General features: G+C 67.1%; 13 protein-coding genes and 1 tRNA gene. 7 read left to right on the plus strand and 7 right to left on the minus strand.

Going from position 1 to position 15,080, the window contains the following annotated elements:
- Positions 1-8: 8 nt before the first annotated feature.
- Complete coding sequence (locus ACFWU2_RS16130) at positions 9-1,724, plus strand: NADH-quinone oxidoreductase subunit M (RefSeq protein ID WP_378607916.1); 1,716 nt, start codon at positions 9-11, stop codon at positions 1,722-1,724.
- Positions 1,724-3,325, plus strand: coding sequence for an NADH-quinone oxidoreductase subunit NuoN (nuoN, locus tag ACFWU2_RS16135; protein ID WP_378608067.1), 1,602 nt, complete (start codon positions 1,724-1,726; stop codon positions 3,323-3,325). The genes ACFWU2_RS16130 and nuoN overlap by 1 nt, the downstream gene beginning before the upstream one ends.
- 42 nt (positions 3,326-3,367) lie before the next feature.
- Here the strand turns inward: nuoN and ACFWU2_RS16140 are convergent, their stop codons facing one another.
- Complete coding sequence (locus ACFWU2_RS16140) at positions 3,368-5,539, minus strand: heavy metal translocating P-type ATPase (RefSeq protein WP_378607918.1); 2,172 nt, start codon at positions 5,537-5,539, stop codon at positions 3,368-3,370.
- A 206-nt stretch (positions 5,540-5,745) separates the two neighbouring features.
- Between ACFWU2_RS16140 and ACFWU2_RS16145 the strand changes: the two genes are divergently transcribed.
- On the plus strand, positions 5,746-6,663 hold the full coding sequence (locus tag ACFWU2_RS16145; protein WP_378607920.1) for an RNA polymerase sigma-70 factor: 918 nt from the start codon (positions 5,746-5,748) through the stop codon (positions 6,661-6,663).
- A gap of 100 nt (positions 6,664-6,763) precedes the next feature.
- A complete protein-coding gene (locus ACFWU2_RS16150; protein ID WP_378607922.1) occupies positions 6,764-7,975 on the plus strand; it encodes an NAD(P)/FAD-dependent oxidoreductase in 1,212 nt (403 codons plus the stop codon).
- 93 nt (positions 7,976-8,068) lie between these two features.
- On the opposite strand, the gene ACFWU2_RS16155 is transcribed toward ACFWU2_RS16150, so the two are convergent.
- From ACFWU2_RS16155 to ACFWU2_RS16170, 4 genes are all read right to left on the minus strand, one after another.
- Positions 8,069-8,575, minus strand: a complete 507-nt coding sequence (locus ACFWU2_RS16155) for a hypothetical protein (protein WP_378607924.1) — start codon at positions 8,573-8,575, stop codon at positions 8,069-8,071.
- 315 nt (positions 8,576-8,890) lie between these two features.
- Entirely contained in the window at positions 8,891-9,382 is a 492-nt protein-coding gene (locus ACFWU2_RS16160; RefSeq protein WP_378607926.1) for a nitroreductase family deazaflavin-dependent oxidoreductase, read from the minus strand.
- 87 nt (positions 9,383-9,469) lie between these two features.
- A complete protein-coding gene (locus ACFWU2_RS16165; RefSeq protein ID WP_378607928.1) occupies positions 9,470-9,835 on the minus strand; it encodes an ArsR/SmtB family transcription factor in 366 nt (121 codons plus the stop codon).
- A gap of 3 nt (positions 9,836-9,838) precedes the next feature.
- Entirely contained in the window at positions 9,839-11,083 is a 1,245-nt protein-coding gene (locus ACFWU2_RS16170; RefSeq protein WP_378607930.1) for an MFS transporter, read from the minus strand.
- 177 nt (positions 11,084-11,260) lie between these two features.
- Here ACFWU2_RS16170 and ACFWU2_RS16175 point away from each other — a divergent pair, with 177 nt between their 5' ends.
- Entirely contained in the window at positions 11,261-11,839 is a 579-nt protein-coding gene (locus ACFWU2_RS16175) for a dihydrofolate reductase family protein (RefSeq protein WP_378607932.1), read from the plus strand.
- Between the two features lie 145 nt (positions 11,840-11,984).
- On the opposite strand, the gene lexA is transcribed toward ACFWU2_RS16175, so the two are convergent.
- Positions 11,985-12,623 carry a transcriptional repressor LexA gene (lexA, locus tag ACFWU2_RS16180; protein ID WP_378608069.1) on the minus strand — a complete coding sequence of 213 codons (639 nt, stop codon included), beginning with the start codon at positions 12,621-12,623 and terminating at the stop codon, positions 11,985-11,987.
- 118 nt (positions 12,624-12,741) lie between these two features.
- Positions 12,742-12,818, minus strand: a tRNA-Leu gene (locus ACFWU2_RS16185).
- Positions 12,819-12,929: 111 nt separating this feature from the next.
- On the opposite strand from ACFWU2_RS16185, the gene ACFWU2_RS16190 reads away from it, so the two are divergent.
- Both ACFWU2_RS16190 and ACFWU2_RS16195 read left to right on the plus strand, forming a co-directional pair.
- On the plus strand, positions 12,930-13,544 hold the full coding sequence (locus ACFWU2_RS16190) for an ANTAR domain-containing response regulator (RefSeq protein WP_378607934.1): 615 nt from the start codon (positions 12,930-12,932) through the stop codon (positions 13,542-13,544).
- Between the two features lie 155 nt (positions 13,545-13,699).
- Positions 13,700-15,028 carry an ABC transporter substrate-binding protein gene (locus ACFWU2_RS16195; RefSeq protein ID WP_378607936.1) on the plus strand — a complete coding sequence of 443 codons (1,329 nt, stop codon included), beginning with the start codon at positions 13,700-13,702 and terminating at the stop codon, positions 15,026-15,028.
- Positions 15,029-15,080 lie beyond the last annotated feature (52 nt).

A 15,080-nucleotide genomic window follows, 5' to 3' on the forward strand; every position in this document is an offset into this window, starting at 1 on the left:
AAGCGCTCGTGACCACCGTGCCCTGGCTGACGATCCTGTGGGTCCTCCCGCTGATCGGCGCACTGCTCGTCTTTTCTCTGCCTGCCCGGCTGTCTGCCGTGGCGAGGATGCTCGGGCTCGGGGTGGCTGTCGCGGTCCTGCTCGTGGGCATCGGGCTGGCCGCCGGATTCGATCCGTCCGGTGACCGTTTCCAGTTCGTCGAATCGCAGCCGTGGATACCGTCTTTCGGTTCCGGGTACCGGCTCGGAGTCGACGGCATCGCCCTCGTGCTCGTCCTGCTCACAGCAGCCCTGGTGCCACTGCTCATGCTGGCAGGGTGGAACGACGGCCGTGATTCCGACGAACGGGATGCCGACGAACGGGATCCCCACGATCTCGATTCCGGCGACCGGGCAGAACGGTCGCGGCCCCGCTCCGCGCACACCTACGTCGCGCTGATACTGCTCGTCGAAGCGATGGTGCTGGTCTCGTTCACGGCACTGGACGTGCTGCTGTTCTACGTGTTCTTCGAGGCCATGCTCATCCCGATGTACTTCCTCATCGCGGGTTTCGGAGGCCGGGGGAGCGACCGCGGCACACGGTCGCGCGCCGCCGTGAAATTCCTGCTCTACAACCTGCTCGGTGGTCTCGTCATGCTCGCCGCCGTGGTCGGCCTCTACGTAGTGACCGCGCGGGCGGGGCTGGGCAGCGATCCGGGTTTCGGCACCTTCGACGTCCGGGTGATCACCGAGGCCGCAGCGGCCGGGGACCTCGGCGTCGCTCCCGTCGTGCTCAACTTCCTGTTCCTCGGTTTCATGGTTGCCTTCGCGGTCAAGGCGCCGTTGTGGCCCCTGCACGGCTGGCTTCCCGACGCGGCGGTACAGACCACCCCGGTGGCCGCGGTGCTCATGATGGCGGTGGTCGACAAGGTCGGTACCTTCGGCATGTTGCGGTACTGCCTGCAATTGTTTCCGGAAGCGTCGGTGTATTTCGCGCCGGCGGTGGTCACGCTGGCGGTCGTGGGAATCGTGTACGGCGCGATGCTCGCGATCGGCCAGACGGACTTGATGCGCCTGATCGCCTACACCTCGATCTCGCACTTCGGTTTCATCGTGCTCGGCATCTTCGCGATGACCGCGCAAGGTCAGGCCGGTTCGACGCTGTACATGGTCAACCACGGCGTCTCGACCGCAGCACTGTTTCTCATCGCGGGATTCCTGGTCTCGCGCAGAGGGTCCCGTGCCATCGCCGCCTACGGCGGGGTGCAGAAGGTGGCACCCGTCCTGGCCGGCACGTTCCTCGTCGCCGGCCTGGCGACACTCTCGCTTCCCGGTCTGGCGCCGTTCGTGAGCGAGTTCCTCGTCTTCGTCGGCACGTATCCCCGCTACGAGGTGGCCGCCGTGATCGCGACCGTGGCGCTGGTCCTCTCGGCCCTCTACATCCTGTGGCTCTATCAGCGCATGATGGGTGGCCCGGTCCGCGGCGACGCGTCCGGTGACGCCGAACAGCAGGGCACCCGCGTCACCGACCTGGTGCCGCGCGAAATCGCCGTCGTGGCACCGCTTATCGCTGTACTCCTGATTCTCGGTCTCTACCCACAGCCGGTACTCGACGTGATCACACCCGCGGTCGACGCCACGCTGATTTCCATCGACCTGGACCAACCCGAGCCGACCGTTCCGTCGGACAGTCCCGTAGCCGAGCCCGGCTCGGGTGACGGCACCGAGGAAGGGGCCCACGAGTGATACTTCCCGACAGCGGAGCCGTGCTCGCACAGTCGTTACCGGCGCCCGACATCGACTACGGCATGCTCGCACCGATGCTGTTCGTCTTCGCGGCTGCGGTCCTCGGAGTTCTCGTCGAGGCATTCGTTCCGTCCCGGGCGCGATATGCCACGCACGTCGTACTGAGTCTCGGTGCACTGATCGCCGCGCTGGTATCGGTCGTGCTGCTGATCGGCACCCGAGGGTGGACGGTGGGCGGGGCGGTCGTGATCGACGGCATCACGCTCTTCCTGCAGGGCTCGATCCTGGTGGTGTCGGTGCTGTCCATCGGGCTCGTCGCGGAACGGGGCGTCGAGACCGCGCCCCTCCCGGAACCCGACGGTGGGGGAGCGCCGAGGCGCACCGACGCATTCGTACCCCAAGCCGCCGCGCTGCCCGGCAGTGTCGCCGAGCGTGAGGCGACCGAGGCGGGAATCACCCGTACCGAGGTGTTTCCCCTGGCACTGTTCGCGATCGGCGGCATGCTGCTCTTTCCCGCGTCGGGCGACCTGCTCACCATGTTCGTCGCGCTCGAGGTCCTGTCGTTGCCGCTGTACCTGCTGTGCGGACTCGCCCGCCGACGTCGGCTGCTCTCGCAGGAAGCGGCACTGAAATATTTTCTGCTCGGGGCGTTCTCCTCGGCGTTCTTCGTCTACGGAATCGCCCTCCTGTACGGCTATGCGGGCACGGTGCAACTGCCCGGGATCGCCTACGCGGTCACGGCGGGAATCGGAGACGAGACGGTCGCCCTGATCGGCGTCGGCCTGCTGTCCGTCGGGTTGCTGTTCAAAATCGGTGCGGTGCCGTTCCATTCGTGGACCCCGGACGTCTATCAGGGGGCGCCCACGCCGATCACCGCCTTCATGGCCGCCGCGACGAAGATCGCCGCATTCGGTGCCCTCATGCGAGTGCTGTACGTCGCGGTGCCGGGCTTGAGCGACGATTGGCGCCCCATCCTGTGGGCGGTCGCCATCGCGACGATGCTCGTCGGGGCGGTGCTGGCGGTGACCCAAACCGACGTCAAGCGCATGCTCGCGTACTCGGCCATCAGCCATACGGGATTCGTGCTCACCGGCGTCGTGGCCTCGAACGCGGTCGGGTTGGCGGCCACCCTGTTCTATCTGTTCGTGTACGCCGTGGGTGCCGTCGGCGTGTTTGCGGTGGTCAGCCTGGTCCGCGACCCGGACGGCGAGGCGTGGGATCTGTCCCGGTGGGCCGGTTTGGGCAGGAGATATCCCGCCCTCGGCGCGGTGTTCGCGTTGTTCCTGCTCTCGCTCGCCGGTATCCCGCTCACCAGCGGATTCATCGCGAAGTTCGCTGTCTTCGGTGCTGCGGTTGCGGGAGGCGCGGTGCCGTTGGTGATCGTCGGTGTACTGGCCAGTGCCATCGCCGCGTACTTCTACGTCCGGGTGATCGTGCTGATGTTCTTCAACGATCCGCCCGACTCCCCACCGGAGTTCGCGGCGACGAGCACGTCGACGGGTGCGGTGGTGGCGTTCGCGGCGGTCATCACCATTCTGCTGGGCATCATGCCTTCGCCCGTGCTCTCCCTCGCGGAGCAAGCCGTCGGATTCCTGCAATAGCGGTCCGGGGATCACCACTGCGGCGGGTCGTGAGCCCGGCGATCAGATTCGATGTACGCGCTCCGACGACAGGTGATGCGACACCGGTGTGCCGGTGCGGGCGAGGTGCACGGGGTCCAGGTCGAGGCGGCGCAGCAACTGGGCATTGAGGGCCACCACGATTGTGGAGATCGACATCAGGATGGCGGCGACCGCGGGTGAGATCGCGATCCCGGCGAAGGCCAGTACCCCGGCGGCGAGGGGCACGGCGACGACGTTGTAGCCGGCGGCCCACACCAGGTTCTGCCACATCTTCCGATAGCTGGCGTGGGAGAGTTCGATGATCGACAGCACCGCCCGTGGGTCGTTGGCCGCGAGCACCACCCCGGCGGATTCGATGGCCACGTCGGTGCCGGCGCCGATGGCGACGCCGACATCGGCGCGCGCCAGAGCGGGCGCGTCGTTGACACCGTCGCCGACCATCGCGACGGTGCGACCGCGCTGCTGTAGTTCGGCGACCTCGGCGTCCTTGTTCTCGGGCAACACCTCGGCGAACACCTCGTCGATGCCCAGGTCTGCGGCCACGGCCTCCGCGACCTGCCGGGCGTCGCCCGTGATCATCGCGACGTCGATTCCGCGGGCGTGCAGAGCGTCGATCGCCTGCCGGGATTCGTCGCGGACGGCATCTTCGAGCGCCACAGCGCCGAGCACGCGACCAGCCAGCACGACGTGCAGGACCGCCGCGCCGCGCCGGACCCAGCCACGGGTGACTCCCGCGACGTCGTCGGGCACCGACAACCGCAGGTCGGAGAGCATCGCCGGGCCGCCGACGATCACTTCCGTTCCGTCGACGAGCGCACGCACCCCGCGCCCCGGCAACGAACGGAAATCCGTGGCGCTCAGGCGGTCGGACGCGGCGACCCGGTCGTCGGCCGCAGCCACGATCGCACGGGCCACGGGATGTTCGCTGTCCGCTTCGACTGCCGCGGCCAGGGCGAGCAGGTACGCGTCGCCGGTGTCCGCCGTGGCGGTGACCGCCGTGACGCGCGGGCGGCCTTCGGTCAGCGTGCCGGTCTTGTCGAAGAGAACCACATCGACGGTGCGCATGCGTTCCAGCGCGAGCCGGTCCTTGACCAGCACCCCGGCCTGCGCGGCCCGCGTGGTGGAAATGGCGATCACGAGTGGAATGGCCAGACCCAGGGCATGAGGACAGGCGATGACGAGAACGGTGACCGTGCGCACCACGGCCTCGTCGAAGTTGCCCAGCAGCGACCAGATCAGAAACGTCAGCACGCCCGCGCCGGCAGCGAAGTAGAACAGGAACGCAGCGGCCTTGTCCGCGAGCGCTTGGGCGCGGGAGGAGGAGGCCTGGGCGTCGGCAACCAGACGCTGGATGCCGGCCAGTGCGGTGTCGTCGCCGACTGCGGTGACACGCAGTCGCAGGGCACTGTCGGTGGTGACGGTACCGGCGACCACCGTGTCGCCGACGCTTCGGGCGACAGTCTTGGATTCGCCGGTGATCATCGACTCGTCGACCTCTGCACGCCCCTCGACGACGGTGCCGTCGGCGGGCACGCGGGCTCCGGCGCGCACCAGCACCAGGTCGCCGGTGGACAACTCGGTGAGGGGGACTTCGCGGGTTCCGTCGCCGGTGATCTTCTCCGCGGTGTCCGGGAGCATGGCAGCCAACGCTTCGAGGGCTCCGGACGCCGATCCGAGGGCGCGCATCTCCAGCCAGTGCCCCAGCAGCATGATCACGATCAGCAGGGCCAGTTCCCACCAGAAGTCGAGTTCGAACCCACCGATTCCGAGCGTGGTGACCCACGATGCGACGAACGCGACGGTGATCGCCATGGCGATCAGCAGCATCATTCCCGGCCGGCGAGAGCGGAGTTCGGCCCAGCCACCGGTGAGGAAGGGCATACCGCCGTAGAAGAAGATCACCGTGCCCAGAACGGGCGGAATCCACGAGGCGCCCGGGAAGTCGGGCAGGCGATAGCCGAGCAGGTCGGCCACCATGTGGCTGAATGCGACCACGGGCACAGCCAGGACGAGACTGATCCAGAATCGGCGGCGGAACATCGCGGCGTGGCCCGCATGTCCCATATGCCCGGCGTGGTCGGCGTGTCCCGCCTGACCACCGTGCTCCGCATGGGCGGGATGCCCGGCGTGGGTCACGTGGTCGGCGTGCGTGGCCGAGTCCGGATCGGAGTGACCGGGTTCCGGATGCGGCATGAGTCTCCTCCCGACCGACGTCGATCTGCCACCGCGTGGACCCGCCACCGGGAGTCCCGGCGGATGTGCACGGCGCTTCGATCGATTGTGCGCCCGGAGCGTTGACCTCGGGACAGGTTGGGCGACTCCCGTCGGCTCCAGGGTCGTTGCATTGACCCCGGGCGGAGTGCTGTCATCGAACACACGGATCAACGGGAGGGGCAGAGGTGACTGCCGTCGAAGAGTTCGAAGACCTGCGTCCGCTGCTCTTCGCCATCGCCTACCGCATCCTCGGGAGCGTCGCCGAGGCCGAGGACGCGGTCCAGGAAACCTGGGTGCGATACGAAGCATCCGAAACCCGGGCGGACTCTCCTCGAGCGTTCCTGTCCACTGTCGTCACGAGGGTGTCGATCAACGTGCTCGAATCGGCCCGCGCGCGCCGGGAACAGTATGTGGGCGAGTGGCTTCCGGAACCGATGCTCGATGAGCCCTACGACGATCCGGAGCGCTCGGCAGAGCTGACGGAATCGGTGTCGATGGCGGCGCTCGTCCTGCTCGAGCGACTGACCCCCCTCGAGCGCGCCGTCTTCGTATTACGCGAGGCATTCGGATTCGGTTTTGCCGAAATCGCCGAGATCGTCAACCGGTCGGAGGCGGCGTGCAGGCAGCTTGCGGTGCGAGCACGTCGTCACGTCGATCGAGGCGCGGTCCGATTCGATGCCGATCCGCACGCTCATGAACGGCTCACCGCGAGGTTTCTCACGGCGTTTCAGAACGGTGACGTCGACGGCCTGCGTGAACTGCTGGCCGCTGACGTGCAACTCGTCGCCGACAGCGGCGGCAAGGCGCCGGCGGTGCGGAAGGTTGTCGTCGGCGACGAGAAGGTCATGCGTCTGCTCGCCTCGTATGTGGCGCCCATGGCGCAGATCGGCATGGTGCTCGAACCCCGAGACATCAACCGGCATCCGGGTCTGATCGTGCGGGACAACAGTGGTGCCGTCGTGCAGGTCATGACCTTCGACATAGTCGACGGAAAGATCGGCGCGGTCCGGGTCGTGATAAACCCTGACAAACTCGCTCACCTGGGACGGGTCGCAGACGTACGTGTGCTCGCGCAGCAGTTGCGCGACCTGCAACGACCGTGAAATCACGGGTGATCCTCCGCAGCCGTGTCACAAACACCGTGCCTGTCTTGTCTTCGATAACGAGGGCTCGACACAGAGCCACGTACGGATCGGAGAAATCATGTCTCAGCCACGCCCCCGCGTCGTCGTGATCGGCGGTGGATATGCGGGAACGGTCGCCGCCAGTCGCGTGAGTAGGAAGGCTGCGGTCACCGTGATCAATCCTCGGCCGCACTTCGTCGAACGGACCCGGCTCCACCAGTTCGCCGTCGGAAATCATCCTGCTTGCGGCGACTACCGCAAACTCCTGGGGAAAGGAACCGAACTGCTGGTCGACACCGTGACCCGCATCGAATCGCCCGCGCGGACCGTTCATCTCGCCACCGGCGGCTCCGTCGGGTACGACTACCTGATCTACGCCGTCGGGAGCACCGCGACGCGGCGGGCCACGGTGCCGGGAGTCGAACAATTCGCCTTCCCGATAGCAGAATTCGAGCACGCCGAGCGCTTTCGGCAAGCGCTGAGCACGCTCGACAACGACGCGGTCATCACAGTGGTCGGCGCAGGGCTCACCGGTCTCGAAACAGCCGGGGAACTCGCCGAGCAAGGGCGTCGGGTCCGTCTCGTGTGCAGCGGTGTCATGGGCCCGGCGCTGACCGAGAAAGCACGCCGCGCAACGTACGAAAGGCTGTCGAACCTGCACGTCGAGGTGATCGAGAATGCGCGTGTCGTCCGGGTCGGCCCGGATGAGTTGGCGCTCGAGGACGATAGCGTTCTGCCCAGTGCGGTTACCGTCTGGACCGCCGGATTCGGGGTTCCCGAACTCGCCCGCGCGAGCGGTGTCAGCACGGATACGCTTGGTCGGATCCTCATCGACGAGACACTGACGAGCATCGACGACGACCGTGTGATCGCCGCAGGAGATTGTGCAGCACCTTCGGGAGATCCGGTTCGGATGGCATGCCAGTCTGCACTTCCGATGGGGCTCACCGCGGCCGACACGGTTCTCAGCCGTATCGCCGGCGAAGAACCCGCGACTCTCGACTTGGGATTCAACGGCATCGGTATCAGCCTGGGACGACGCTCGGGCGTCGTCCAGTTCCACGAGCGGGACGACACCCCGAAAGATCGGGCATTCGCCGGCCGGATCGCACTGTCGGTCAAGGATCTCGGGCTGAAAGCCGCCATGGCGGGCCTTCGCGTGGAGGCACTACGTCCGGGCACCGTCGCCTTGTTGAGAGGCGGCCGGCATCCGTCCGACACTGCAGCGCGTACCGCTGGCCCTGCTCACGCCGCCACAGAGGAGAGCACTCGATTCTCCGACACGCGCTGAGGAAAGGATCGCCGGCGCACAGCGCGTCGCGTTACCGGACGACGGCGAGATTCGTACCGGCCCGGGGTGTCATGGCATGGCCAGGCAGGGGAGTCAGCGCGTCCACAGTCGCGGCTCGCGGTAGCGCCCGGCGACCACCTGCGGCTCGACGATGTCGTCGAACGCCTCGATCAGTTGCTCGGGAAACCACCGGGGATTGGTGTCCGCGGTGGTGGCCACAATCGTCAGTCGACGCTCGCGTGCCGTGACCGCCAGGTCGGTGAGTGCGGCACGGGATGGGGCGCCCAGCGCCGCCACGGTTGCTGCGAGGTCGGCCACGAGCAACAGGCGAGGCCGAGCCATCACGGTGGCCGCGAGATCGGTGACCACGCGGGACATCTGCGCGGGTGTCATGGCGGAGAGACACGCAACGGACGGCCGGGCATTGAGCCCCGTCAGCCAGCGGTGCCGATGGTGCGGATCGAACACGACCACGTCATGAGTGCCGCCAGACAGCGCGTTCATGGCCGCCAGGTCGAGCGAGACGCTGGGCGGGGCGAGTCGCTCGTCGCGTGCGATGAGGAGGTTGCGCCCGGCCGACAGATCCCAGGACACGGGCATGCCCGCACTGTCGCGGCCGAATGGAATAAGTGTCCGGCGGGTGGGGGTGGCCGCAGTGCATCTGGATGCGCCGCGCGGCAGGCCGTCGCCCGGCGTCCGCGTCGGGCGTGCGGGGGCAGCGCCGGAACAAGATCGGGGTGCGGGGGGAATGACCGGCGGCGTCATGGCGGGAGTCCGTTCCGTGTCGGTGAGGTGCGAGGCAATCTCCGATACGGCAAAACCCTAGACGGGACCTCCGACAGAATCCGGGTCCGCTCCCGTGTGCGGGACTACTGCCCATTGCGGTGCCGGACGGCGAGCGCGCCGCGACCTGCGCTACTCCGACGGTGCCGGCGGACCAAGTTCGAAAGCCGGATGCAGGTGTGCCTCGGCTTCGAATACTTCCGCGGGCGCGTTCTTTTCGGCGTGGAAGTAATCCCGGGTAGCTGAGGCGACGGCGACATAGTGCTTCAGGACGGGTCCGGCCTCGTGTGCCGAGATTTCACGCACGGAATAGTCGTGGTTGCGGAACCTGCGCGTCAGGCGGACGTGGCCCGCCGCGCGGGCGTTGTGAACCCAGGGAACCGACCCGTACGGCGCGACCAGCCAGCGCCGGTCGTCGTGCTGGACCACCGTCACCGGATTGGTGCGAGGGCGGCCCGTGTGCCGGCCGCGGGTGGTCAGCAGGTGGGTGTGGGGCACGAGGCCGGCGCGTACCAACGCGCTCATGACGATGTTCTCGAGGCGATGCGCGCGACCCCGGCTGTAGGTCCGGATCTTCCGGGGTTGCTCGTCGGGAGCGGAGCGGTCGGGCGTGTCTGCATTCATGGTGCCTCCTGCGCGATTCGAGCCGCGGTCGATACGGAGTGTCACGTCATCGTCCGGCCGCACAGACCGCCGGGGAGTGTCGGGGGTCTATTCGTGTGGAGGTTCGCCGGTGACGACATGGTCGGCGTGGTTCATGCCCTCGCGGACGAGGCGGGCGAGGTGCCCGTCACGGATGCGGTAGATCACGCGCCGACCTTCCTTGCGGGTGTCGACGAGGCCGGTGAAGCGCAGTTTGGCCAGGTGTTGACTGACTGCGGTACGGGAGGCCCTGCACGCATCGGTAAGGGCGGTGACATCGGCTTCGCCCTGCGTGAGCAGCCAGAGGATATGGAATCGGGTCGGGTCGGCGAGCATCCGGAATGTGGAGGTTGCTGCGTCGAGCCGCTCCTGGTCGGGTGCGACGGGGTGGCTCAGGCTCGCGGACCGTTGCGCCGCTTCGATTCCCGGCTTCATCGCTCACGCCCTTCCTGCCGGCACCGACTCGGTGATCGGCTCGGTCCGCGCCGGCCATGCCCGGGCAGCAACCAGTCCTGCGAGTGTAGCGAGAACGGTGAGGGTGATCGCCGCTATCGGCTGGCCCGCGGTGGCCCCGACCCAGCCCGCGATTGTGTAGGTGAAGAAGAAGCAGAAGTGTGAAAGCGAGAACTGCGCGGTGAACACCGCACCCCTGTTCCTCGGGTCGGATTCGAACCGCAGCAGCCGCGCCGACGGCGTGTTGATCAACGACGTACCCATGCCCATGACGAGCCAGATCCCCGCGAGCAACGCCCACCCGGCGCCGCGGCCCGGGTCGGCGACCAGCAGCGCGACCGTCGCCGCCAGTCCGATCGGCAGGAGGGCGGCGCCCGTGAGCATCACCCGCCGGTCCGGGATCCAGGCGAGCAGCCGTGGCAGCGTCAATGCCGCCAACATCGACCCGCCCCCGTAGATGCCGAGCGCAATCGCAACACCGGTGTCGGAGCCGTCGAGGAGTTCGCGGACGTAGACGACGGTGTTGACCAGCACCAGCCCGGTCGCTGCTGCGACCGACAGGTTCAGTGCGAGAAGGCCCCTCAGCCGGGGCCGGGAGAACATCACCCGCGCCCCGAGGGTGATCCGCTGCACCAGCGGGACCGAACGATCGGCGGGCGCGATCATCGGCAGAGTCGTGGAGACCACCAGCAGCGCAGAGGCGACGAACCCGGCGACGGTACCGAGGAACAGATAGTTGTAGGTCACCACCGACAGCAGCACCGCCGCGAGGATCGGGCTCAGCAGCGACTCGAGGTCGTAGGCCAGCCGCGAGAGGGAAAGCCCCCGGGTGTACTCGTCCTCGTCGACGAGCACCGACGGGATCACCGACTGGAACGCGGGTGTGAACGTCGCCGACGCCGCCTGCAACACGAAGATGAGCACGTAGATCTGCCACGGCTGATCGACAAACGGCAACGCCAGTGCGATCACCGCGCGCACCACATCCGCACCCACCAGCAGCGCCCGCCGCGGCACATGATCGGTCACCGCCGAAATCACCGGTGCGATCACGACGTAGGCGACCATCTTGATCGCCAGCGCCGTGCCCAATACCGCGCCGGCCTGGGCGCCGGCCAAGTCGTATGCGAGCAGGCCGAGCGCGACGGTCAGCAGGCCGGTGCCGACGAGCGCGACCACCTGCGCGGTGAACAATCGGCGGAACGTGCGGTTCCGCAGGGTCGCGAGCACCCGGCTACCTCCTGAACCACATTTTTGCTACCGCCCACGATACGCCTATAGGTGCGCACGTACGCACACGTGTGGCGAGTGGAACCGCGTGGGTGATCCAGCCCGTACAGCTGTGGCCGATGAGGTCGCCGCGGGTTGCAAGTCCGTGTTGTCGAGACCGGACGAAAGGCGACGACGATGCGCACACTAATTCTGTCTGTCATGACGACGCTCGACGGCTTCACGGCGGGACCGAACGGGGAACTCGAGTGGATCGACGTGGCGGACGACGAACTGGACTCTCGCATCGTCGAGTTGCTTGCCGGGATCGACGGCATGTTCTTCGGGCGCGTGGCCTATGAACTTCTGGCGCAGCATTGGCCCGCCGCCGAAAAGTCGAACAGGGAAATCGAAGCCGAACAGGCGCGGCTGATGAACTCGCTGCCGAAGTACGTGCTCTCGCGGTCGTCACTCGCCACCGACTGGAGGCCGGCCCGGCGGGTCGGCGACGACCTCCCGCGTGAGGTCGCGCAGATGAAGGAACAACCAGGTAAGGACTTGGCCCTCTTCGCCGGGGCGACCGCGATCTCTGCCTTCGCCTCCCACGATCTGATCGACGAATACCGGCTGATGGTCTTCCCGGTGCTGCTCGACAAGGGAATGCCGCTTCCGCCCCTGGGACGCCGAAACCTGCGATTGGTGGAGTCGACGACGTTCGCGCAATCCGGCGTCGTTCTGCTCCGCTGTCTTCCTCGGGCGGCGGGGCCGACTGCGTAGGGTTCTCCGACCTGTGGAAGCAAGGGCCGTCGGCCGGGTGGGATTCGGGCGACTGAAGCGGATCGGCAAGTTCCGGCTGAGCGCACAGGCGAAGTGAGTCCGACCGCCGCGCGGCACCTCACCGTGCGGCGGTGCGGCCCGGCGCTCAGAGCCGCCGCATCACCGACACCACCTTGCCCAGCACGACCGCGTTGTCGCCGTCGATCACCGAGTATGCGGCGTTGCGGGGTTCGAGATAGACGTGACCGCTGCGGCGCCGGAAAACCTTCACAGTCGCCTCGCCGTCGATCATCGCCGCCACGATCTCTCCGGAGTGGGCCTCGTCCTGGCGACGGACGACGACGACATCGCCGTCGCAGATCGCGGCGTCGATCATCGATTCCCCGCGCACGCGCAAGCCGAACACGGTGCCGGTGCCGACGAGTTCGCGGGGGAGATCGAGCACTTCGTCGGGATGCTCCTCGGCGAGGATCGGTGTGCCGGCCGCGATGTCGCCGACGACGGGCACCGACACCCTGTTGTCGGACGAGCGGCCCGCAGACGATCCGGCCAGGAAGGGCCGCACATCGAGTTGGCGTGCCATCGCGGAGCCACGGCGCAGGAAACCCGCATCCTCGAGGAGTCGGAGATGCTTCGACACCGTCGACGTCGACTTCAGGCCGACCGCATCGGCGATCTGCCGGGTGCTCGGGGCAGAGCCGTGGGAGGCCACCCAATCCCGGATGGTCGCCAAAATTCGCTGCTGGCGAAGCGGAAGGGCGGAGGCGTCGAGGCCGCCGAACATGTCGAGATCGTCGTATCCGGTCACCCGGCGATCCTAGGGGAGTGGTCGGACTCCTGAAACGGGCGATGGTGCGGGACCACGTAGGTGGTGCCGCACCATCATTCGTCGACCGGTGTGGTGGTGCCCTCGGTGAGACTCGAACTCACACTGCACGGGTTTTGAATCCGTTTCCTCTGCCAATTGGGATACGAGGGCGTGCTTGCGGAGACCACTGTAAGGGATCAGGCGCGGCGATCAAACACCGGTACCCTTCAATGGTTCCACCCCTTCGCGGGGGCCGCCAGAGCACGATGGGAAGGGCCGATCATGACAACCGCGCCGCACGACAGCACCGCAACTCCCCGGAGGGTCGTCGTCGCGGAAGACGAGACGCTGATCAGGCTCGACCTGGTGGAAATGTTGCGCGAAGAGGGATACGACGTCGTCGGCGAAGCGGGCGACGGCCAGCGGGCGGTGGAATTGGCCGAGGAACTCTCGCCCGATCTGGTGATCATGGACGTGAAAATGCCCCGCCGGGACGGAATCGACGCAGCGTCGGAGATCGCGCAGCGCCGCATCGCGCCTGTGGTCATTCTCACAGCGTTCAGTCAGCGCGACCTCGTCGAGCGTGCTCGCGATGCCGGAGCGATGGCGTATCTGGTCAAGCCGTTCTCCAAGAGCGACCTCGTTCCCGCGATCGAGGTGGCCGTGAGCCGGTTCGCCGAACTGCGCGAACTCGAACGTGAAGTCGCCGGCCTGTCGGAGCGGTTCGAGGCCCGCAAACTCATCGACCGGGCCAAGGGCCTGCTCATGGCGAAGCACGCCATGACCGAACCGGAGTCGTTCCGCTGGATCCAGCGTGCCGCCATGGACCGCCGCACCACCATGAAGCAGGTCGCCGAGGTTATCGTCGACACGCTCGGTTCCGAAGCGGCCGGCTGACTCCGCTCGTTACGGCCACATCAATTCTCAGGCCCGAAATATAACGGTCGGGTCACAACGATTTCGGCAGTGTTCGAATCGTCACTTCTACGGCTATGTTTCGACCCACGTCCGGCGCAGTGCCGGGGGGGAACAGGCAATTGAAGGAGAGTTGGATGGCAAAACGGACCTTTGTCCGCGCCGCTGCGGTTCTCGGTGCTGTGACACTCGCGCTCGCGGGGTGTAGCTCGGACAGCGACGATTCCACCGGTGGTTCTGCCGACGGCGGTGGTTCTGCGACCGCCACGACTGTCGACACCGACTGCGAACCCGCCCAGGCGACGGCCGGAGCCACCCCGGCGACCGGCCCGCTGAAGATCGGCACCCTGCTCCCCGAGACGGGCAGCCTCGCGTTCCTCGGTCCGCCGGAGGTCGCGGCGGTGCGCTTGGCAGTGGACGAGATCAATGCTGCCGGTGGCGTCCTGGACCAGCCCGTGGAGCTGATCCCGGGTGATTCGGGCGACACCACCACCGATACAGCGAACGCCACCGTCGACCGGGAACTCGCCGCGGGTACCCAGGTGATCATCGGTGCGGCGTCGTCGTCGGTCTCGCTCAAGGTGATCGACAAGATCGCCAGCGCGGGCGTGGTCATGTTCTCGCCTGCCAACACGTCCGATCAGTTCGTGTGTTACGCCGACCGCGGCATGTACTTCCGTACCGCGCCCACGGACTCCCTGCAGGCGCAGGCACTTGCTCAGCTCATCGCCGAGGACGGCGCTCAGCGCGTCTCGATCCTCGCGCTGAACGATCCGTACGGCACGGGCCTCGCCGAGAACACCGTGACGAACCTCGTCGACGCCGGTATCCCGGAAGACCAGATCCAGAAGATCATCTACGACCCCAACGCGCAGTCCTTCAACGCTGAGGTCGACCAGGTTGCCAACTTCGGTCCCGACGCCGTGGCGATCATCGGGTTCGAGGAATCGGCCAAGATCATCACGCGTATGGCCGAGGTCGGCATCGGCCCGTCCGACGGCATGGCGGTCTTCGGTGTCGACGGGAACATGGGCAACGCGCTCGGCGACAGTGTCGCCGACGGCCTGCTCGCGGGCATGGCCGGCACGACTCCTCTCACCGACACCGGTGAGGCCTTCCAGCAGCGTCTGCTCGAGGTCGACCCCGCGCTCATCGACTTCAACTACGCCGGAGAGTCTTACGACGCAGCTGTCGTGTCGGCGCTAGCCGCCGAGGTGGCCGGCTCCACCGCCGGCGTCGACATCGCGGCGAACATCAACGCGGTCACCAAGGACGGCGAGAAGTGCACGACCTTCCAGCAGTGCAAGGACCTCCTCGCATCAGGACAGGACATCGACTACGACGGCGCGACCGGCGAGCTGTCGTTCGTGGATGCAGGTGAGCCCGGAGTCGGCTCGTACGGCCGTCTCGTCTTCGGACCCGACAACACCTTGACGACCGAGGATTACATCGTCGTGGGTGGCTGACAGACACGTAGAACCCTGACGGGGCCGGTCATCCAATCGGATGACCGGCCCC

Source organism: Rhodococcus sp. NPDC058639 (genome assembly GCF_042717545.1).
Taxonomy (GTDB): Bacteria; Actinomycetota; Actinomycetes; order Mycobacteriales; family Mycobacteriaceae; genus Rhodococcus.